The organism is Chryseobacterium sp. FH2, assembly GCF_001045455.1.
Taxonomy (GTDB): domain Bacteria; phylum Bacteroidota; class Bacteroidia; order Flavobacteriales; family Weeksellaceae; genus Chryseobacterium.
Map to the genome: position 1 here is coordinate 1 of NZ_LFNE01000002.1, position 22285 is coordinate 22285.

Consider the following 22285-nt stretch of genomic DNA (forward strand, 5'->3'; position numbering starts at 1 on the left):
AGCATTCCTGCAACAGATTCACCTAAACCACCTAAATAGTTGTGTTCTTCTGCAGTTACAATTTCACCTGTTTTTTCAACTGATTTTAAGATGATTTCTTCATCTAAAGGCTTAATTGTGTGGATATTGATCACCTCACAAGAAATGCCTTCTTTTTCAAGCTCATCAGCAGCAACCAAAGATTCCCAAACAAGATGACCTGTTGCAACAATTGTTACATCTGTTCCTTCCTGTAAAAGAATACCTTTTCCAATTTCGAAAGGCATATCTTCAGGAATAAATACAGGTACAGCAGGTCTGCCAAACCTTAAATATACAGGGCCTTCGTGGTCAGCAATAGCGATTGTAGCAGCTTTTGTCTGGTTGTAGTCGCAAGGATTGATTACCGTCATTCCGGGAAGCATTTTCATCATACCGATGTCTTCCAAAACCTGGTGAGTCGCACCATCTTCCCCTAAAGTAAGACCTGCGTGAGATGCACAGATTTTAACGTTTTTACCGGAATAGGCAACAGACTGACGTATTTGGTCATATACTCTTGATGTAGAGAAATTAGCGAAAGTCCCGGTAAAAGGGATCTTCCCTGTGATGCTAAGACCTGCTGCAAGACCAATCATATTCGCTTCTGCGATACCTACCTGAAAGAATCTTTCCGGAGCTTTTTCAATGAATTTTTCCATTTTCAAAGAGCCGATAAGATCAGCACAAAGTGCAACTACATTAGGATTTTTGTCTGCCAATTCAGCTAGTCCTGCTCCAAATCCTGAACGAGTATCTTTTTTTTCTGTATATGTATATTTCATTTTTTTTCTAATTATTAATTAAAGATTACCTTATTACCAATTATTATGATTAATAATCAGCCGGAGCTTCTAAATATAATTGTTTGAATGCGGTATCCAATTGCTCATCATTTGGAGCTTTTCCGTGCCATGCGTGAGATCCCATCATGTAATCTACACCATAGCCCATTTCTGTATGAAGGATAATTACAACTGGTTTTTCTTTTCCTGTTTCAGTTTTTGCTTTTTCAAGAATTGCGATTACAGCTTCAAGATCGTTACCGTTTTTCTCTTCCAAAACAGTCCATCCAAAAGCTTCAAGCTTAGCATGAAGATTCCCTAAGCTCAATACATCATCAGTATCACCGTCAATCTGACGACCGTTGTAATCGATAGTTGAGATAATATTGTCAACTTTTTTGGCAGCAGCATACATAAACGCTTCCCACACTTGTCCTTCCTGCAATTCTCCATCTCCATGCAGAGTATAAACTAAAGAGCTGTCTCCATCTAATTTTTTACCTTCGGCTACCCCTAAAGCAACGGAAAGTCCTTGGCCAAGAGAACCTGAAGCAATTCTGATACCCGGAAGACCTTCGTGAGTCGTTGGGTGACCCTGCAATCTGGAATTTAATTTTCTGAAAGTTCTCAATTCATCTACCGGGAAAAAGTCGAATCTGGCTAAAGTAGAATAGTAAACCGGAGAGATGTGTCCGTTTGAAAGATAGAAATGATCTTCATTTTTACCTTCCATAGTGAAAGGAAGATTATAGTTCATTATATTTCCATAAAGGGCTGTGAAGTATTCTGTACAACCTAAACTTCCTCCAGGGTGACCAGAATTTACAGCATGAACCATTCTTAAAATGTCTCTTCTGATTTGCGTAGTAAGAGATTTTAACTCTTCAATACTTTTACTCATTATATAAGATTTATTTGCACGCAAATTTACAATTTTTTACTGGCTTACGGAAATGCAAAAATCCGGGCGTAAGACCCGGATTCTGAAATGTTTATATTTTTTGATGTTTTAAAAGGGCTTCAACCAAATACTAAACCACAGGATTGCACTTTAGCTAAAATTTTAAAAACTATTTTTTTCTAATCAGCCATAGTCCGATAAAAGTGAGAAGACCATTGATTATTAATAATTCTAATCCAATTTTAAATTCTCCGAAAAGATTTTCCTGATATTTATCAATAAAATAAGATGCGATAGGAGAGGCAATACAAACGAAAGGCACCAATCTATCTTCGACTTTATATTTTGTAAAAATCCCGAAAGCAAAAAGCCCTAAAAGTGGTCCGTAGGTAAATCCTGCCAGTTTAAGGATTAAACCAATCATGGAATTATCATTAATTATTTTAAAAATAATTACCATAATTAAGAAAGACAGTGCCACAATCAGGTGAACATTTTTTCTGAATCTTTCCTTTTTCTTTTCATCCCAGTCTTTTTTTTCTTTCATTCCAAAAACATCGATGCATAAAGAAGATGTCAATGCTGTCATTGCTCCGTCTGCACTTGGGAATAAAGCTGAAATTAAAGCAATAATAAAGATAATAGAAATGAAAGAAGGCATATGATTCAATGCTACATCAGGAAAGAGCTGATCTCCCGCACTTGTTACATGTTCCTGCGCACCATAAAGGTGGAGAAGCCCTCCCATATAAAGGAAAAGTGAAATGACACCAAGTAAAATAAAACCCAGGGTAACCATATTTTTCTGGGAATCTTTCAGCCTGGTTACAGACAAACTTTTCTGCATCATTTCCTGATCAATTCCTGTCATTGTAATCGTAATAAAAGCTCCTGCCAGGACTTGTTTGATAAAAAAACTTTTTTGGTTCGGATCAAAATCAAAAATTTTAGTATATCCTTTGTCGTTCATAGCTGTAAGGCTTTCTCCAACATTTAGACCTAAATGATTCAGCATATAAATTGTGCAGATTATCAATCCCAGAAGCATGCAGGATGTTTGTAAAGTATCTGTCCAGACGATGGTTTTCACACCTCCTTCATACGTGTAAAGAATAATCATTCCTAAAATAATTAACGTTGTGACAATAAACGGGACTCCCAGGCTATCTAAAATTGAAACCTGTAAAATATTCACAACAAGATATAATCTGGCAGTTGCTCCCACTAATCTTGAGACAATGAAAATCCAGGCTCCTGATTTATAGGAAAGCTGTCCCATCCTTTGCTGGAGATAACCGTAAATGGAGGTTAATTTTAAGCGATAATATAAAGGAAGAAGAACATAGGCAATAATCACATAACCAATCAGATATCCGATTGTGATTTGTAAGTAGGCAAATTTGTCATTTCCGACTGCTCCCGGAACACTCACAAAAGTTACTCCCGAAAGTGAGGTCCCAATCATACCGAAGGCTACAAGCATCCAATTACTTTTCCGGTTTCCGATGAAAAAACTTTCATTATCGCTCCCTTTTCCTGTACGGTAAGCTACCCAAAGTAACAATGCGAAATAGATGATAATGATAGATAACAATATAATTGGAGACATATTTTACTCGATTAAAATTTTACAAATATAGTTTTTTTATGTTCTGCTCAAAAAGAAAAAGACCTTCCGGATTTTGCTCCGGAAGGTTTTGTATTTGGGGTTATTAAATGATCTGATTATTGTGCCTGAGTCTGATTCACTAAAACATCCTGAAGTTCTTCGTGTTTCTGGAAAGTAGCTTTTGCAAAAGGACACAGCGGAATAATAGTTTTTCCGTTTTTTCTTGCAAATTCTACCGCAGCTTCCAGCATTTCCTTTCCAACGCCCTTGCCGTTGTATGCTTCTTCCACTTCAGTATGGTCAATGATAAATCTCTCTTCTCCAGCCCAGGTATAAGTCATAAGCCCTGCGCGGTTTCCATCTATGAATGCTTCAAAATTTCCGTGTTTTTCGTCGTTGTTTTGTTTTACTTCAATCATATTATGAGAATTTGGTTAATATTTCTATTTCGTTTGTTAGTATTTTATGGATAGGGCAGGCGTCTGCAATAGTGCGGAGCCTTTTCATTTGTTCTTCATCAAGATTGGTACCTTCAAAAGTAATGTCTCTTTTAAAAACAGCTCTTTTTGTCAAAGGAAAATTTTCCAATTCCACTTCTACATTGATTTTTTCGATATCCCATTCTTTCCTGTCGATATACATTCTTAAAGTAGCGGCAGTACAGCTTGCCAAAGAAGTTGCAAGAATTTCAAATGGATTAAATCCTTTATTTTGTCCACCTTTATCTATGGGTTCGTCAGTTATCAGGGTATTTTCACCGGCAATAACTTCTGTATAATATTTTTCTTTTCCTAAGCTTGCTTTTACCGTAACAGCCATTATTTTTCTGTATTGAATTTATAACTTAACGCTCCTGAAGGGCATAAATCAATTTGATTTTTCAGCTCTATCGGGGTCGCATTTTCTGCTTTTATCCAAGGTCTGTCTTTCGGATTATACACTTTTGGAAGTGTTTTCACACAAACAGCAGAATGTATGCATTTCTGAGGCTGCCAGATGACAGTAATCTCTCCGTTAGCGTATTCATGTGTTTCCATACCAATTTTTCTTTTAATGATTTTCAATTCTTCTGTCAGGAATCAACCATATCAAAGTTATATCTAATAAAAACTTATGGCAATATAAGGATAAAAAAATGAAGTGGCGATTTCCCAAATATAAAATTATTGTGAAAATATGTTATTTAAATTTAGAACATATTGTTTCTTTTTAACCTTGAATTTTCTCCTTTGGATTTCTTCCTTTAGTCACTAATTTTTAACCTGATCTTTAAAGTTTCTGATTTTGTCCTTTAGTTCTTTCAGCATTTCAGGATTGATAACGCCACTTTCCAAATCAAAATTTTCATAAAACTTTGAAAGCGAAAAAGTATCTTTGATATCAGCTCCGAATTGCGGGAAAAAAGTTTTTGCTGTATTCATCACATTTCCCCCACCATAGCCTCCCGGAGAAGTTGACATCAAAAACATGGGTTTATTTTGAAAAACTTTTACATTGATTCTTGAAGCCCAGTCGAAAATATTCTTAAAAGCGGCACTGTACGATCTATTGTGCTCTGCAAGCGAACAGATGATGACATCACATTCTTCAATGTGTTTTAAAAAATTGTGAGCTTCATCCGGAAAGCCTTTCTTTTCGCGGTCAACAGAAAAAACGGGCATATCAAAATCATTTAAATCAATCAAGTTAATTTCTTCATTCTGAAAATCTTTCAAAACAAATTTTACCAATTCTCTGTTGATGGAAGTGGAGGATGTACTTCCTGCAAATGCCAATATTTTCATTGTTTATTTTTAAATTTTTTAAGACTTTCTATTTAAAATTGCCTTTGGAAGTGGTACATATTCTTTCTCGTCGCCCGGAACCAAAGGAAAGGCATCGTGATTTTGATCATTCCAGTTTACTTTGGCTTCATCGATCACTTCTTTGTCTGAATTTACAAAATTCCAGAATATGAAACGCTCTTCATCGAATGGTTCACCTCCGAAAAGATAAACCGTTCCGTTTTCACTCATATCAAATTCACAAAGTTTCGTGTCTTTGGCAATCATTAATTGTTTTGAGCCGTAAGAGTTTCCGTCTGTAGAAACTGTTCCATCCAAGACATACATGGCTGCTTCACCATATAAATCTTTTCCGATACTGATTTTTTTTGCATCTTTAGTTTTAATTTCAATGAAGAATAATTTGCTGTGCACAGGAACCGGCGATTTTTTACCAAAAGCTTCACCTGCAATCAGTTTATATTGAATTCCATCTTCTTCCCAAACCGGAATATCGTCTGCCTCAATATGATGAAAAGTTGGTTCAGACTGCTCCAGATGTTTTGGAAGTCCTACCCAGATTTGGAATCCGTGAAGTTTTTTATCAGAATGTCTTAAATATTCCGGAGTTCTTTCTGAGTGTACCACACCTTTTCCTGCGGTCATCCAGTTTACAGCTCCGGGTTTTATTTCAAGAGCGCTTCCAATACTGTCTCTATGAAAAATGGAGCCCTCTAAAAGGTAAGTCAATGTTGAAAGCCCTATATGCGGATGTGGCGGAACATCAAGATTTTGATAATCTTTAAGCTCAGATGGTCCCATATGGTCAATAAAAACGAAAGGGCCGACTGCTCTTTTTTCCCGGAAAGGCAATAGTCTTCCCACCAAAAAGTTTCCTATATCTGCTGATTTTTCTTCTATAATAAGTCCGATATTTGACATGACGTATAAAATGGTTTTTAAGGATTAAATGAATTAATGTAATAAAATGTTACTGTGTTACCAATCAGAAACATCCTTATATAAAGTTAATAAAAAAAGAAACTATTGAGGTTTAAGTAAAGTTTAAATCTTACTTACTCTGCCAAATAACCAAATCTGCCCAAATTGAAGTCTTCGAAAGCCTGCATGATTTCTTCCCGGGTATTCATCACAAAAGGTCCATGAGGATAAATAGGTTCGTTCAGTGGCAGCCCGCTTATGATTAATATAATTGAATCTTCTGTGGCTTCTATAGTGAAAGTTTCACCGTCATTCTGAAATAGGACAAAATTATCGGCAGGAACTTTTTCTTCGCCATTTACGGTAATACTTCCTTCAATAACCAAAGCCCCAGTATTATAGGTTGCGGGAAAGTCAAACGTAGCTTTTCCGCCGGCTTTCAATTTTGCATTCATCATGTTTACAGGACTGAATGTAAAAGCGGGACCTTTATGATTGTTATATTCACCGGCGATAATCTCTATAAAACCGTTTTCACCTAAATCTACCTTTTCCATATCAGAGTTTTTGATAGCCTGATATTTTGGACAGCTCATTTTATAAACGGAAGGCAGATTTACCCAAAGTTGTACCATCTGGAAGACGCCGCCTTTTTTTGCCCATTCTGTTTCGTGATATTCTTTATGTAAAATACCTTTTGCAGCAGTCATCCATTGTACATCACCCTCGCCGATGATTCCGCCGCCGCCCGCACTGTCGTGATGCTGAACCCGACCTTGATAAGCGATAGTAACAGTTTCAAAACCTCTGTGAGGATGTACACCGACACCTTTTGGCTGATCTGTTCCATTAAAATGATATTTTGAATTATAATCAAGCATGATGAAGGGATCCATTCTTTTCATGTCTAATTTGTAAGCACTTGGAATAAAATTATGGACTCTGAACCCGTCTCCCACAAAATGTGCAGGTTTTGGAGGTATAATGATTTCTATATTTTTTGTTGCCATAACAATTGTGGTTTTTTATTTTATACAAAGTTATTACAACGAGAAATCAGGCGCATTGATCTGTGGTAATTTAAGGAAGGAGATAGTATTTAAATGGTTTTATCTCATAGCTTATTCTTCTGATTTCAGGTTTTTTCCATCCGAAATATGAAGTCTTCTGAATACAAATCCTGATATAATGGTAAGTATTCCGATGGTTAGGAACGTCCATCTGAAAGCATTGTGTATTTCGTGCTTGATGAGTTCCGGGCTGTTTTCGAATATTTTTAGGACAATCAATCCAAAAGCAATTCCGAAGCCAATAGCAAGTTGCTGATTTACTGATAATAATGAGTTTCCGCTGCTGGTCTGGAAATTTCGTAAATCTGCAATGGAAATTGTATTCATCGAGGTAAACTGTATCGAATTGAAGAATCCTAAAACGGAAATAATAGGAATGAACCAATACAGGGAAGTATGAATATCCGGAATAGCAAGCATACAGATTAATGTTCCGATAATAAATGTGTTGATCATCAATGTTTTCCTATACCCGAAATTATTTAAAATTTTAATGACATATGATTTTCCAAACATTGCTGTAATCGCCATTGGAGCAATAATCCAGCCTGATGTTACGGCTGATTGTTTGTATGCAATCTGAATCATTAATGGCAATAACAATGGAACTGAGCTGATTCCCAATCTTGTTGCTAAATTCCCGACAATTCCCACTCTGAAAGTTCTTACCTGAAATAAATTCAAAGGAAATATAGGACTGTCATCTCTTTTTGCATGTCTGTAATAATAATACATGAAAAGGAAACCTAAAATGAACACTACCAATACCGGAGTGGTATTTTGCAAATCTCCAAAAAGTTCCAGTGAAATGGAAAGCAAAAGAGATGCAGCTGCAAATATCAAAAATCCCTTTAAATCAAAATCGACATCTGTAGACCGGTAATTAGGCATATATTTTATACCTAAAATAATTCCTAATATTCCAATCGGAATATTGATAAGGAAAATCCAGTGCCATGAAAGATAATCTACCATATAGCCTCCAACCAGCGGACCTAAAACCGGACCAATAAGCGCCGGAATAATAGCAAAATTCATTGCCTTTAATAACTCGTTTTTGTCAAACGTTTTAATTAATGCCAATTTTCCGACTGGCGTCATTAAGCTTCCTCCGACTCCCTGAATGACACGTGAAATAACAAGATGTGTAAGATTCTGAGACATCGCGCAAAACAATGAGCCTAAGCTGAAAAGTATTAATGAGAAAATAAAAACTTTTTTCGTTCCGAATCTATCTGCCAAAAATCCGCTTGCAGGCATAAAAACAGCCAGTGTCAGCACATAACTGATAATGGCATTTTGCATATTGAGCGGAGATTCCTGTAAATCTTTTGCGATGGAGGGCAGGGAAGTATTCAAAATGGTTGAATCCAGCATTTGCATGAAAATCGCGGTAGCAAGAATCAGTGGTAGAATTTTTTTTATCGAATTGGGCTGCGAAGTTACTTCTGACATTTTGTTTTTAGACTGAAAATTTTTAAAATTTCCAGGTTTATTTTTAGTTTAAAGAAGACTGTTATAATAACATATAATAACAGTCTTTTTCTTAGATGAAGAAATCTATATAAAATTAAAAAGTCTTGTGAAATTTCACAAGACTTTTTAATTTATTTTCTAGGTTTTTCTACTCCTTTCCATTCATCGCCGGCTTTTCTGTACTGGCTTAATGAGAAAGTCTTGAAATCTTTGGTTTTATATTCTATATTATCAGTATTCTGCTCAAAAGGCATAATGTAATAATAGTCTACATCGGTTTTATCCGTTTTTGAACCTTTTTTCACGGAAGGAACATATTTAGAGAATTTGTAGTTTGGAAGATATTGTTTCACTCTTGCGTAAAACTCCTTGTTATCTTTTTCGTTCGGAATGATATCTACAATATTGAAATCATCTTTTTTCTTGTCAATCCAAAGGTAATATGTTTTGTCTTCTCCCGTATTTCTGTTAACAGAATTAAAGGCAAATAATTCTTTCGGTACCAATTCTTTGATTTTTTCCGGGTCAACTTTTGTGTAGTATTCACCTTTTAAAGGATCTACATATGTTTCAAGGTTATACATCAAAACAGAATTGTTTTCGTAGTTTTTATTTTTAAAGTATTGATTTAAAGATAATTCTGCGGTTTTTCTCAACTCTTTTCCTCTTGCATCTAATTTTTTAGTAGGATTCTGAGGGTTTACTTTCTTTACGAATTCATATAAAACTACAGGCTTTATATCTTTAAGGTGAGGATAAGTTTTTAGCTGTTCAGCTTTTACCAGCCAGTAAAATTGTTGATAATAATCATCTTTATCAGCATCTTTCACACTTTTATAAGCCAAAGCCAGCTTTTTTGAGTTAAGATATTTACCATATTTTCCTTGCCCAAAAGCAAAAGTCATAGATAATAAGGCAAATAAGATAGTAATGTTTCTTCTCATTTCTTTATAATTGATATTTTCGTTTTCCAAATATAATTATTTATTAGATAATAATTTTAATTCTCGGTTAAATTATATCGATATTATTATCGTTAATTCAAAAGAAAATCCTGTATTGCTACAGGATTGATAAATTTTTATATAGAAGTTAGAAATTTGAGGGTAAAATTAGTTTAATTAGTTTTACAATAAGGTGCTGCAAATCTTATAACTCATAATTTATAACTCAGGTTATTTCTCATAGGAAGTCTCATGTACTTTTACAGCTCTTCCGCTTGGATCGTTCATTTTCTTAAATGCTTCGTCCCATTCTAATGCAATTGGAGTAGAACAAGCTACGGAAGGTACGGATGGAACTGTCGCAGCTGCTGTTTCACTTGGGAAATGTTCTTCAAAAATTGTTCTGTAGCGATACTCTTCTTTATTTTGAGGAGTATTCAACGGAAATCTGAATTTTGCATTTGCCATCATTTCGTCAGAAACTTCTTTTTCTGCAACATCCTTCAGGGTGTCAATCCATGAATAACCAACACCATCTGAGAACTGTTCTTTCTGTCTCCAGACAATAGATTCAGGAAGAATATCTTCAAAAGCTTTCCTCAAAACCCATTTTTCGATTTTTCCTTCTTCCATGTTTATCATTTTATCTTTTGGATTAACATTCATTGCAATATCCATAAATTCTTTGTCAAGAAACGGAACACGTCCTTCAATTCCCCAGCTCATCAATGCTTTGTTGGCTCTTAAACAATCATAAAGATGAAGTTTACCCAGCTTTCTTACCGTTTCATCATGGAATTCCTTCGCATTCGGAGCTTTATGGAAATACAAATATCCACCGAATAACTCGTCGGAACCTTCTCCTGAAAGTACCATTTTGATACCCATTGATTTAATAACTCTTGCTAAAAGATACATCGGAGTAGAAGCTCTGATGGTGGTCACATCATAGGTTTCCAGATGGTAAATAACATCGCGGACAGCGTCTAATCCTTCCTGAACGGTAAAATTAACTTCATGATGAACAGAGCCAATGTGTTCTGCTGCTTTTCTTGCTGCTGCCAAATCCGGTGAGCCTTCCAAACCAACTGCAAAGCTATGTAATCTCGGATACCAGGCCTCCTGTGTATCACCGCTTTCTACTCTTTGTCTTGCAAATTTTGCTGTAATTGCAGAAATTACTGAAGAATCCAAACCTCCCGAAAGAAGAACTCCATATGGAACATCACTCATCAGTTGTCTGTGAACAGCATCTTCCAGACCTTTTCTTATTTTTGAAATATCGGTTTCGTTATCTTTTACATGATCATAACTTTCCCAATCTCTTTTATACCATTGCTGAAGTTCAGTTCCGTCTTTGCTGTATACAAGATGTCCCGGTAAAAATGTTTCGATGGTTTTACAAACTCCTTCCAGAGCTTTTAATTCTGAGGCTACATAATAGTTTCCGTTCTTGTCCCATCCCTGGTACAGCGGACAGATTCCCATGTGATCTCTTGCAATCAGATAAATATTATTTTCGATGTCATATAAAGCAAAAGCAAATATCCCGTTTAATTTTTCAATGAAATCTTTTCCGTATTTCTGATAAAGAGCTAAAATCACTTCACAATCAGATTGAGTTTGGAACTCATAATCATGAAACTCTTCTTTTAATTCTCTGTGGTTATAAATTTCACCGTTTACGGCTAAAACTATTTTCCCGTCTTTTGTAAATAAAGGTTGTTTTCCTGAAGTGGGATCTACGATAGCAAGCCTTTCGTGAGAGAAAACTACTTTTTCATCCTGAAATACACCACTCCAATCCGGACCCCTATGACGGATTTTCTTCGACATTTCCAATACCTGAGGTCTTAATATTTCAGTTTTTTGTTTGGCATCAAACAAACATACAATTCCACACATTTCTTATGATTTAATTTGAAACAAAATTATAATTGTAGTTTAAAATTAACAATAAAAAAATGAAATAAGTTTATATTTTTAATTAAATAATTTATTTGAAAGAATAATTTTAATTATTTTTAATTAAAACTGTTATTTTAGTTGAAATTTTTCGTTGTGCAATCGAAAGCACAGTCCGTATACGAAATAAAAATGAAATAAAAATTAATGTATGATAATTTATTATTAGAATTTTAGCCGTTACTTTGTGGCTCGAAATAATTTTTTTTCATCATTTGTGTTTTTACCTTCTTGTAATCCCATTACAAGAAGGTTTTGTTTTTTATTCAGAACCTAACAAAACTCCTGAAACATTCCACGAACTGAAGCTTGTGCCTTCACTCGGGCCTTGAGGTATTTTCACCTGAATGATATGTTTTCCGGCTTTCAGATCTCCCAGCTGAATAAAATTTGGGTTGGTAATTGTTCCGGGACACCAGTTTGATCTGCTTAGGTCTGATGATGAAAGCCCATCTCCGAAATTTCCTGAAGCAGGGTTGTATAATCTGTAAGAGCCGCAATCTGTTCTCCAGGGCACAAAAGAAAAGATTATTTTTCCGTCTAAAAATATAGAGTTGGTTTTGGGAACAAATTCGTCACCGTTTTCCCAACCGCCATGACCAGTCGTTGTATATCTTAGTTGTGTATTTTTCAAATCTTTTTTTAATGTAAATTCTACCAATAATCCTTTATCCCGATTAAACATGGTTGAATAATCCTGTCCTGCCATTTCCATAATATTTAAGGTGTTAAATAAAGGAATCACGGTATTATTTTTATTAACGGTTTGATCGCTTTTGTGAATAGTAATTTCCAGGTTTACTTTATGTCCGCCTTTGTCATAGTTGCCAATAAATGTACCAATCCATAGCTCTTTTTCAGATAAAGACGGTTTTAGCTCTGTAATATCCTCCCGATAAGGATTTACCGTTTGCCAAGTTTTATTTTTTAGTTGAATATGATTAAATGTATTAATTCCGAAAGGAGTAAAAAATCTCATCATTTCGATAGCAGGATTATAGTTTTTATTGGCGGTAACCCCAAAATATTGTTTTCCGTTTCCATTGTCGTAAGCAGGAAGCGTTTTCGCTCCCTTTTCTAATCCGTCAAAAAATGATTGTGATTTATCCTGTGGAATAAAAAAAACAGTTCCGGTTCTGTCATAAGCATCACCGTTTGATTGTTGTTTTAATTCAACAAAAATATTTTCTCCTTCCAAGATTGCAGGGAATTTGATTTTTTTGAGTATAATGGTTCCGTTGGCAAATCTTTTTATATTTTCATCTGATTTTGATGCATCCGAAAAATTGATGGTTTCATTTTCAAAAACTTTTAACGTGGTAAATCTGCTTTTCCAAAGAAGATCTTTATAGCCTGATTGATCGGTTGAGGTTATTGGGCCTTTTAAAATAATATCAATATCGGGTTTCTTTACTTTTTTAATCGAATTGGCTGTTATAACTGAATTTTTATTTCTTTCAATTTCTAAAACCAATCCTAAATTTTGACCTAAAACAGAAGGGCCTCCATTGATTTCTAAATCATTGGTATACCAAATTTCAATGGTATTGGAGTTGACTGTTGTTACAGCTTTTTTACAGTTATATCCTAAGATTTTTTTCGTTTCGTTTGTAAATTCAAATGTTTGTTTTCCCACAGATTCAGCATCTGATGCAGAAATGGTTTCCCCTTGTTTTAAGAATGCATAAGAAATTACCGTATTTGATGGTTTTTCAATTTTTGTAATTTCAAATGGGTAATCACTTTTTTGTTCTCTGATTTTATTGTTCAGGATAAAATTTTCTTTTTCATTTACCCAAACTAGGATAGGGGATTGATCGGTCAGTGTTTTGCCGTTGTAAGAACTTGTGTATTGAATTTCGTATGCCTGACCAAATGTCAGACAAAATAAAAGAATAAAGAAAGTTGATAAAACTCTTTTAGACATATTAATAGGTTAATAAATGGTTTTTTACAAAGATAGTTTTTTACTTAAATTATTAAAAGTTACATTTAGGTTTAAAAATATTATGATGAATAATGTTTTATTTTTTTTTATATAAAAAAAACTACTCCAAAAAAAGGGTAGTTTATTTATATTTAGATAAGATGTATTCTGCTAATTAGGAAATTCTTTCGATCAAGGCCATATAAAACCCGTCGTAACCTTCACTAGGCATTACTTTTTCGTCTTTTAGCATTTTGAAATTAGGATTGTTTTTGATGAATTCTTCAACTTGTCCATTGTTTTCAGATGGAAGAATAGAACATGTTGCATACACCATTTTTCCTCCTTTTTTTAGCATTTTAGAATAATCCTGAAGAATTTGCTGTTGCTCTTTTTTAATTCTGTCGATGAAATCCTGGTCTATTTTCCATTTACTGTCCGGGTTTCTTTTTAAAACTCCCAATCCTGAGCATGGGGCATCAATCAATAACCTGTCGGCTTTTTCATGAAGACGTTTGATAACCTTATTGTCAGAAATCATACGTGTCTCAATGTTATGAGCTCCGGCTCTTTTTGCACGGCGTTTCAATTCTGCCAACTTCCATTCAAAAATATCCAAAGCGATAATCTGGCCTTTATTTCCCATCAAAGCCGCTAGATGAAGGGTTTTTCCACCGGCTCCGGCACAGGCGTCCACCACTCTCTGTCCTTCTTTTACATCAAGGAAATACCCGATTTTTTGTGACGAAGCATCCTGAACTTCAAATAACCCTTCTTTGAAAGCAGTTGTAAGGAAAACATTTTTCTTTTCTTCTAATTGTACTGCATCGGGATAATTTCTGATAGGATAGGCTACGATATTTTCATCAGCAAGATCCGAAATGAGTTCTCTTGGAGTTGTTCTCAAAGAGTTTGCTCTCAAAACTGTTGGTGCCTGCTCATTCAAAGCGTACATTTCCTTTTCCCATTTTGCACCCAATTCTTTTTCCAAAGTTTCAGCCAGCCACTCTGGAATAGAATGCTCGATAGCTTTTGTAGGAACAGTATTTTTTTTAAGTTTTGTAAGAATATCGGCAATTTTTATTCCATCAAATTCCTCAAACTTTTTATAATTTGTTTTGCTCCAAAGCAAATATGCAATGATAAGTTTGTATATATTATTAGGTTTCACGCCTTCGCCCATATAATATTCAAGACGTTTTTTCCAACGGATGATATTATAGAAAATTTCAGAAACTACCGCCCTGTCCTGGCTTCCCCATTTTCTATTAGCTTTTAAAAGTCTTTCGATTACTTTATCGGCATATTTATTTTTCTCAAAAAATGTTTCTTGTAAAGCATCGTGAATTCCGATCGCTAAGTTTCTGTGAATAAGTTCCATAAAATTGGGTTCTGCTATTTTGAATCTGCAAAAATACGAAATTTTAAACGTTATTTGGCTATAAATTATAAGTTGTGAATTATGTTCTCATCTTTATTTTTTAGCTTTAAATGAATTGTTAATCTTATTAAAATGCATAAAAAGTATACTTAATAATCTAATCTGCTATTAAAATCACAATTTATAATTTTCAACTCATCGCTCAAAAATCTTACCTTTGCAAAAATTAAAAATATGAGTGATACTGTACTTTGTCCGAAATGTAGCTCTGAGTTTACTTATCCGAGCGATAATATGATGGTGTGTTCACAATGTTTCTATGAATGGAATCCTGAAGAAGCAGCTTCTGAAGCATCAAACTCAGGGCTGATTTTAGATTCCAACGGGAATGAATTGCAGGATGGAGATTCTGTGGTTGTTATTAAGGATTTACCGGTAAAAGGGGCTCCAAAACCTGTAAAAGCAGGAACTAAGGTGAAAAATATTCGTTTAAGACCAGACAGCGACCACAATATCGATTGTAAAATTGATGGTTTTGGTTCAATGGCATTAAAGTCAGAATTTGTGAAAAAAGCATAAAAAAAGGAAAGAATTGGACAGTGTAATCTTTCAAAAAAACTAGATTGCAGAGATGCTAATTTTCGTCTTAAAGGCAGAAAGAGAATTAACCAAAAATTTCCTTATGCTGTGGAAATACAAATGTAAGAAAAAGTTTCAAACACCATTCTTATGTTTGTATTTTTTTATCCACAAATTAACAATAAGTGCTGGTAAATCTGATGGTTACCTTGAAATAGAGAAGTTTATTACTCTTTATTCTGTTTTGTTCTATTCAGAATGACAGAAATGTATTTTAATTTATCTTCTCAGCAATAAGCTTTCTTTGGCTTAAACAAAAAAAACTTTAACTGTATTCTCAATTTTCTCATCAGTATAAACCACAAGCTCTTTATCTTTCAGTTTCAGTTTATTCCAATAGTGATTTCCAGCAAATCTGCTTTCTAAAACTTTAGCTTCAATACCGTTTTCAGAGATTTTTATTTCTTTTGGATAGTATGAAAATTTTGAAAGCTGAAAACCCTCAATTTCAGTTTCACTGAAGATATTCACTTCACCGAAAAGTTTGGCTACATAAGAATTGTAAGGGTTTCTGTACGTTTTTTCCGGAGTATCGTTTTGAATTAATCTTCCATTTTGAAGAACAACAATCTGGTCAAGCCAAGGAATAATATCCTGAAGCTCATGGGTGGAAATAATTAAAGAAATATTATGCTGTTTGACATACTTAAACAACTTCTCGCGGAGCTCAATTTTTCTCGGAAAATCAAGATTACTGAACGGTTCGTCCAAAAGAAGAAGTTTTGGAAGGACAGAAAGTGCCCTTGCAATAGCAACTCTTTGTTGTTGACCGCCACTCAGATATTTAGGTAAAACATTGGCGAATTCTTCTAAGCCTACCACCTCAAGAAGCTCAGAAACGGTTTCTTTTTTTTGTTTTAAATTAATATTTGAAATAAATTTTCCTACGTTTTCGGCAACCGTCGCATATGGCATTAGATCAAAATTTTGAGCTACGCATTTCATTTCTGTTTCACCGGGAACGAGATTTCCTTTTGGCCCTAACAGTTTAATCCCGTCAAAAATAATTTCACCTTTTTCCCAATCCAAAAGTCCATAAATCAAGCTCAATAAAGTAGATTTTCCGCACCCGCTTTCTCCTGCCAATGCAATAATTTTAGCCTCTTCAAACCTTAGGTTAAGGTTCTGAAACAGGGGTTTTTCCTTGGAATATGAAAAATATAAATTGTTTATTTCTAATAGCATAATACAAATGTAATGAAATGTCTTGTTTCTATGAAAAATTGATTTTTTTTATTATATTAGCAGGAGTAATAAAAATTTATAAATTATGAAAAGAAAGCTGTTTTCGTTAGCAATTCCCGCTCTTTTTATTGCTGTTGCGATGGTTTCTTGTAACAAAGAAAAACCTGTAACAAGTGAAAGCAATGAAATAACAACCACTAAAGACGGTAGCCAGTTTGTTCTCGATACTTTAAACAGTAAAGTGGAATGGAAAGGATATAAAATTTTTAAATCTGAAAGCACAAGCCATTTTGGAACGATTAAATTTGAAAGTGGTGATGTCACAGTAAAAGAAGGAAAGCTGGAAAGCGGAAAATTTGTTGCAGATATGAATTCTTTAACGTCTGTTGATTTGAAAGATGATACAGAACAATTAGGAAAACTAAACGGTCATCTGAAAAGCGGTGATTTCTTTGAAGTAGAAAAATTTCCTACGGCATCTTTCGAAATTACTAAAGTAACACCAGCTACAGAAGGTGATTATAATACACTTTTGGATGGTAATCTTACCATTAAAGGAATTACAAAACCGGTTCAGTTTAAAGCCAATGTTTCTGTAAAAGAAGGGGAAGTAAGTATTGCCACTGAGCCAAAAGATGTTAAAAGAGAAGAGTTTGGGGTGAAATTCCAGGCTCCTGCTGAAAACGGAGTGATTAAAGATGAGGTAACTCTTCAGATCAGCGTAAAAGCTTTAGAAAAAAAATAATTTTTTTATTTAAGTGAAATAAGTGATTGAAGTCTGCCTCCCGAAAAAGAGGCAGATTTTTTTAACAGTTTAAGGAAAATTATTTCACTAAAAAACCGTATTTTTGCAAAACATTTTGAAAGGGTAAAATAATGATAGAAAAGATAGAAGAACTACTGGTTGAGGTAAACAGCTTCAATGCTACGTCTAAAGAGGAGATTGAAAACTTCCGAATTAAGTACAATGGTAAGAAAGGAGTTTTAAATGATTTCTATGAAACATTAAAGGAAGTTCCAAACGATCAGAAGAAAGATTTCGGACAAAAAATTAATACTTTAAAGCAAGCTGTAAACGGAAAATTGGAGGATTTGAAAAATTCTTCGCAATCTTCTATTATCCTTGAAAAAGAAGATCTTACAAAACCTGCTTTTCCGTTGGATTTGGGTTCAAGACATCCCATTAACCTTGTGAAAAACAGGATTATCGAGATTTTCAAGTCTATCGGGTTTGCAGTTGCAGACGGACCGGAGATTGAAGATGACTGGCATAATTTTACAGCCCTGAATCTTCCGGAATATCATCCGGCAAGAGATATGCAGGATACTTTCTTCATTGAGCAAAACCCGGATATTTTATTGAGAACACACACTTCTTCTGTACAGATTCGTTATATGGAGGAAAATCAACCGCCAATCAGAATTTTATCTCCGGGAAGAGTGTTCAGAAATGAAGCTGTTTCTTCACGTTCGCACTGTATTTTCCACCAGATTGAAGGTTTATATATAGATGAAAACGTAAGTTTTGCAGATTTAAAACAAACCATCCAGTTTTTTACAACGGAGCTTTTCGGAAAGTCTAAAATCAGGATGAGACCTTCTTATTTCCCGTTTACGGAGCCAAGTGCTGAAATTGATGTGTATTGGGGGCTAAACTCAGAAACTGATTACAGAATTACCAAGGGAACAGGCTGGCTGGAAATTATGGGTTGCGGAATGGTAGATCCTGCCGTTTTAAAAAATGTAAATATCGATGCAGATAAATATTCAGGATATGCTTTCGGAATGGGTATTGAAAGAATCGTAATGCTTCTTTACCAAATGAGCGATATCAGAATGTTCTTTGAAAATGACATCAGAACTTTAGAACAGTTTAAAACATTATAAAAAAACCTCCGAAATTTTCGGAGGTTTTTTTATAGAAAAATATCGGCATACTCATCGATATATATCTATGTGATTTATAGTGATTATATAGTGATAGGTTAGTACTTTTGTACCAGGATATTAAGGGTATCGAAAAACTCTTTGACTCTGGATCGAAAGGCACAAATGATGAGAAAGAATCAAAGAGTAAATAAACACAGGTGATAATAAAAAACAACCTCCGAAAACTTCGGAGGTTTTTGTTTTTAATTACTGACCTTAGAAACAAAACGTAATTAAAAACGGGATTTTATTGAAAAATTTACACGTGTTTGTTTTTGACAAAGAATTTGTAAATGCTTCAACACGCTCAGCAAACTTTTAATAAAACTAACTTTAATTAAGGATGATGTTGCAGTTCACTTTTGTTAGCCGAGCCGAGTCGAAGCGTTTAAAAACATTCAATATAGATTAGCTTTTTGCATTTTTTTTCTTTGTCCAGTTTTTTATTCTGTTATAATCTAAAAAGTAGGTAAGCTTTAAAGAAAAGTTATTTACTGTTGGCTCACTGAAAAGCATATCGTAGTTTTTTGTGACATTTAATCTTGACATTTCCAGATAATTTGAAGTTGCATTTCTGTATAATAAAGTCAATTGGCTTCCGGGTGCAAACCACCACGAAAATCTTAAGTCTACATTCCATGCATTGTAAGTTCCGTCGAGATTTTTATGAAAGTCATCTGTGTTTGTCAAACTTCCATCTTGATTCAGAGTATAGAATTGTTTATAATGGACATCTGAAAAATAATGTCTGAAAGTTAATGATAAAGCAATTTTTTCGTTGAAAGTATATTTTGAGGTTAAAGCATTTTCATAGGTATTTCTTTGTCTTCTGCCAATGAAAATATCGGTGTCATTTTTTCCTGCAAAACCGGTTTCGTTGTTGCTGAAGCCTGGATTAAAATTCCAATTCACATTAAACTTATCTGAAAATCTGTAACGAAGCCCAAAATTAGTAAAAACCTGATTTCTTCCTTTCTCATCAAAAGCATAATAATCAATCGTGAAATTATACTGCAGTTTTTTTCTGCTGTCACTTTCAAACCAAATCCAGGTGTCAAAATATCCGGGAACTTTTAAATATCTTCCAGAGGTTCTTGGTTCATAAATATCTTTTTGACCGAAAGGAGTAAACTCGATTCCGCCACCAAAAACCCTGAACTTTTTATCCGTAAAACTGTTATTATTGTTGAATACAAAGTTTGAATTTAAAAACGGTTCGAGTCGGTGGTAGTAATTTAAGTTAAAGTTCAAATACATATTATTGAGCTTTTCCGTTGGCTGTAAAATTCTGTATCCATACCATGCATTATAATTTGCAAAATTAGTTTTGGTTGAAAATCCTACATCGTTGATGTCCCAATCTTTTGTCGTTATATTTCCATTGATAGAAAATCTGTGTTTCCCTGCAATTTTTTCCAGTCCGGCTTCCCCCCGAGTCCCGAATTTTGTGTCTCCATCCATCACCCAGCTCCCTTTCAGACTTCCGAAAGTTTTATAGGTGTTTTTCTTATTATTGATATCCCAAAGAATCCCGGTCGCATTGGCATCCCGGAAGTTACCAGCTCTGGTTACGTTGGTATTTACTAAAGAGACAGATGAATTCCCATTGAATCTTTGGTCGAAAACCAAAACATTATAATTGGCCCAAGGTTCTACAACTTCCTTTCTTGTTTCACCAGTTTCGTGATTGAAAATTGTAGCTTCCATTTTTTGAGTAACTCCGTTGAAGAAGCCTATTCCCAATCCTTTTTTTGTTCTTCCCGAAATTTTAAAGGCATTAAATAATTTTACCTTTCCGGGATATTCAGTTATTTCCTCATTATCATTTGCTCTAGGATAGATGCTGGGCTCTCCGCCGACTCTTCTTGAATAGAACATTCCGCCTTTGCTGAACAGTTCTGTTCCTTCTGTGAAAAATGTCCTCTGCTCAGAAAATTGTTGCTCGAATGGGGTTAAATTTAAAATAGAATTGTCAAAATTTGCCTGCCCAAAATCAGGAATTAAAGTCATGTCAAAAGTAAAAGCATCATTTATTCCGTATTTTACATCCATTCCACCATTAAAACTGGAAGTGGTTTTTCCGTCAAAACTATTGACATAGCTTGAAAAATATGGTGTAAAAGATAATCGGGTAGGAGGATTGATATTTTCTATACCTTGTAAAACTCCGTCAAATAATGTATAAGAATTTTTAGCATTATCAACGAAATTCCAGTCATAAAAAGCTTTTGTTCTCTGGATTTTCCGAAACATATTCATTCCCCACTCCTGAACACTACTTTTTGGAAATCTCAGCTCCGAATAAGGAATTTTAATTTCCACAGCCCAGCCTTTATCATTGATTTTTGCTCCGCTGTACCAAATGGAATTCCATGTTTCGTCTTCACCATCGGTTGTGATCTTAGCATCAAACTGAACTCCGGCCGCCGTTACCACAAATTCCAGGCTTTGCTGTTTATCATTGTAGCCATTCAGGGCAACTCCAAAAAAATCATCATTACTGATTCCGTCTCTTTCGGTTAATTCTTTTGCAATTTTCCTGGGATTCGGATCATACATTTGAGCTCCAAAATAAATGCCTGTATCGTCATATAAAATTCTGACTTCTGTTCTTACAGAATCATGCTGAGGTTTTCCGTTGTTTGGGCTTCTTTCAATAAAGCTGGTTGCAAGGGGTGCATTTTGCCATTCTTTATCATCCAAAATACCATCTATTTTAGGTGAAGAATCTATTTTCGTAATAAAAATTTTCTTTCTTGTGATATTATCATTTTCCTTTTTCTGAGAAAAAAGAAAACAAGAATAGAGAGAAATTATAGTAATCAGTAATTTAATTTTCATGGTCTTAGCGTGCTATAGAATTATGACAACTAAGATTTAAAATTTATTACATTGAAAATAAAAAATGCCTGTAAAAACTTCACAGACATTTTTCTTAAAAAAAACTAACTATATGTTTATTTTGTAAACTTCAAAGGATATTTCACATTTTTTATATCATCAATACTTGCTTTTAGAGAACCAACTGCCAATTCAGCCTTTAATAGCATCGGAACATGGTTGGCATCATTAGAAACCCACATCGTCACACCTTCTTTTTCTTTAAAAACCCGCCCGCTTTTTACAGACGGGATAATTTTTAAGCAATTGATGGTTCCGAATTTTGTTTTTAAATTTTCTGCCCCTGTTACTTTCAGCTGAAAGGGAAACATTTCATCGTCAATCCAGACATTCATATTAATGACGGTTCCTACTTTCAACTCGTTTTGGCTTTTACTTCTTAAATAATAAAAGCATGAAAGCATATCCTGAACGCCTTTTACGGATTTTAAAACCTTAGAACCATTGGCAGGATTTTTTTTATCTGTTAAAATTAATGTGTTGTTATCGTGATTGAAAACCGTTTCAAAATGCTGGCTGTAGCCTCCTTCTTTTACATCTCTAACGTAAAAACTCGGAAGCCCGGTATTAACATTAATGAAGCTCTCATATAAATCCTCAACTTTGAAAAACGCTTTTACAGCACCCGTAGTTCTTCCAACTCCTTTTGCATAAAGGTGAGGAGTACCTTTATAGGTGGTTTTTTGGGTGGTTAGGGTTGCGTTTCCGGCAGTCAGAAGACCGTAATGGATTCTGAAAGACAATGATTCGCCATCTGCAATATTATCGATCTGGGCAAAGCCTAAAGAAAAAATAAATATTGCAATTAGGTTTACAATTTTCTTCATGGTAAGTCATTTACAAAAAGGCT

At 34.5% G+C, this 22285-nt stretch carries 20 protein-coding genes; 3 read left to right on the top strand and 17 right to left on the bottom strand.

Going from position 1 to position 22285, the window contains the following annotated elements; all coding sequences use genetic code 11:
• The 14 genes from ACM39_RS02890 to ACM39_RS02955 all read right to left on the bottom strand — a co-directional run.
• On the bottom strand, window positions 1–803 hold an 803-nt coding region (locus ACM39_RS02890; RefSeq protein ID WP_048509533.1), incomplete at its 3' end, for a transketolase family protein.
• 49 nt (window positions 804–852) lie between these two features.
• Complete coding sequence (locus tag ACM39_RS02895) at window positions 853–1704, bottom strand: transketolase (protein WP_048509534.1); 852 nt, start codon at window positions 1702–1704, stop codon at window positions 853–855.
• Window positions 1705–1873: 169 nt separating this feature from the next.
• Entirely contained in the window at window positions 1874–3313 is a 1440-nt protein-coding gene (locus tag ACM39_RS02900; protein WP_048509535.1) for a sodium:solute symporter, read from the bottom strand.
• Between the two features lie 116 nt (window positions 3314–3429).
• The gene (locus ACM39_RS02905) at window positions 3430–3732 is read right to left on the bottom strand and encodes a GNAT family N-acetyltransferase (RefSeq protein ID WP_185097444.1); all 303 of its coding nucleotides are present in this window, start codon (window positions 3730–3732) and stop codon (window positions 3430–3432) included.
• 1 nt (window position 3733) lies between these two features.
• Window positions 3734–4132 (bottom strand): OsmC family protein, encoded by a 399-nt coding sequence (locus ACM39_RS02910; protein ID WP_048509536.1) that lies wholly within the window; start codon window positions 4130–4132, stop codon window positions 3734–3736.
• Window positions 4132–4350: a (4Fe-4S)-binding protein gene (locus tag ACM39_RS02915; protein WP_048509926.1), complete on the bottom strand. Its 219-nt coding sequence runs from the start codon at window positions 4348–4350 to the stop codon at window positions 4132–4134. The genes ACM39_RS02910 and ACM39_RS02915 overlap by 1 nt, the downstream gene beginning before the upstream one ends.
• Before the next feature lie 213 nt (window positions 4351–4563).
• Entirely contained in the window at window positions 4564–5097 is a 534-nt protein-coding gene (locus tag ACM39_RS02920) for an NADPH-dependent FMN reductase (RefSeq protein WP_048509537.1), read from the bottom strand.
• Window positions 5098–5115: 18 nt separating this feature from the next.
• Window positions 5116–6018 (bottom strand): pirin family protein, encoded by a 903-nt coding sequence (locus ACM39_RS02925; RefSeq protein ID WP_048509538.1) that lies wholly within the window; start codon window positions 6016–6018, stop codon window positions 5116–5118.
• A gap of 134 nt (window positions 6019–6152) precedes the next feature.
• On the bottom strand, window positions 6153–7028 hold the full coding sequence (locus ACM39_RS02930; RefSeq protein WP_048509539.1) for a pirin family protein: 876 nt from the start codon (window positions 7026–7028) through the stop codon (window positions 6153–6155).
• A gap of 111 nt (window positions 7029–7139) precedes the next feature.
• Window positions 7140–8543 carry an MFS transporter gene (locus ACM39_RS02935; protein ID WP_048509540.1) on the bottom strand — a complete coding sequence of 468 codons (1404 nt, stop codon included), beginning with the start codon at window positions 8541–8543 and terminating at the stop codon, window positions 7140–7142.
• A 152-nt stretch (window positions 8544–8695) separates the two neighbouring features.
• Complete coding sequence (locus tag ACM39_RS02940) at window positions 8696–9538, bottom strand: hypothetical protein (protein ID WP_228377046.1); 843 nt, start codon at window positions 9536–9538, stop codon at window positions 8696–8698.
• Window positions 9539–9739: 201 nt separating this feature from the next.
• Window positions 9740–11413: an asparagine synthase B gene (asnB, locus tag ACM39_RS02945; protein ID WP_048509542.1), complete on the bottom strand. Its 1674-nt coding sequence runs from the start codon at window positions 11411–11413 to the stop codon at window positions 9740–9742.
• A 322-nt stretch (window positions 11414–11735) separates the two neighbouring features.
• Window positions 11736–13400, bottom strand: coding sequence for a GLPGLI family protein (locus ACM39_RS02950; RefSeq protein ID WP_053073289.1), 1665 nt, complete (start codon window positions 13398–13400; stop codon window positions 11736–11738).
• A 175-nt stretch (window positions 13401–13575) separates the two neighbouring features.
• Complete coding sequence (locus tag ACM39_RS02955) at window positions 13576–14781, bottom strand: RsmB/NOP family class I SAM-dependent RNA methyltransferase (protein WP_048509543.1); 1206 nt, start codon at window positions 14779–14781, stop codon at window positions 13576–13578.
• Between the two features lie 234 nt (window positions 14782–15015).
• On the opposite strand from ACM39_RS02955, the gene ACM39_RS02960 reads away from it, so the two are divergent.
• The gene (locus ACM39_RS02960) at window positions 15016–15360 is read left to right on the top strand and encodes a zinc ribbon domain-containing protein YjdM (protein WP_048509544.1); all 345 of its coding nucleotides are present in this window, start codon (window positions 15016–15018) and stop codon (window positions 15358–15360) included.
• 309 nt (window positions 15361–15669) lie between these two features.
• Here ACM39_RS02960 and ACM39_RS02970 read toward each other — a convergent pair whose 3' ends face one another.
• Window positions 15670–16605, bottom strand: coding sequence for a sulfate/molybdate ABC transporter ATP-binding protein (locus ACM39_RS02970; protein WP_048509546.1), 936 nt, complete (start codon window positions 16603–16605; stop codon window positions 15670–15672).
• Between the two features lie 85 nt (window positions 16606–16690).
• Here ACM39_RS02970 and ACM39_RS02975 point away from each other — a divergent pair, with 85 nt between their 5' ends.
• Both ACM39_RS02975 and pheS read left to right on the top strand, forming a co-directional pair.
• Window positions 16691–17350 (top strand): YceI family protein, encoded by a 660-nt coding sequence (locus ACM39_RS02975; RefSeq protein ID WP_048509547.1) that lies wholly within the window; start codon window positions 16691–16693, stop codon window positions 17348–17350.
• Between the two features lie 131 nt (window positions 17351–17481).
• On the top strand, window positions 17482–18492 hold the full coding sequence (pheS, locus tag ACM39_RS02980; RefSeq protein ID WP_048509548.1) for a phenylalanine--tRNA ligase subunit alpha: 1011 nt from the start codon (window positions 17482–17484) through the stop codon (window positions 18490–18492).
• 450 nt (window positions 18493–18942) lie between these two features.
• On the opposite strand, the gene ACM39_RS02985 is transcribed toward pheS, so the two are convergent.
• Complete coding sequence (locus ACM39_RS02985) at window positions 18943–21375, bottom strand: DUF5916 domain-containing protein (RefSeq protein WP_048509549.1); 2433 nt, start codon at window positions 21373–21375, stop codon at window positions 18943–18945.
• 116 nt (window positions 21376–21491) lie between these two features.
• Window positions 21492–22262: a DUF3108 domain-containing protein gene (locus tag ACM39_RS02990; protein ID WP_048509550.1), complete on the bottom strand. Its 771-nt coding sequence runs from the start codon at window positions 22260–22262 to the stop codon at window positions 21492–21494.
• Window positions 22263–22285 lie beyond the last annotated feature (23 nt).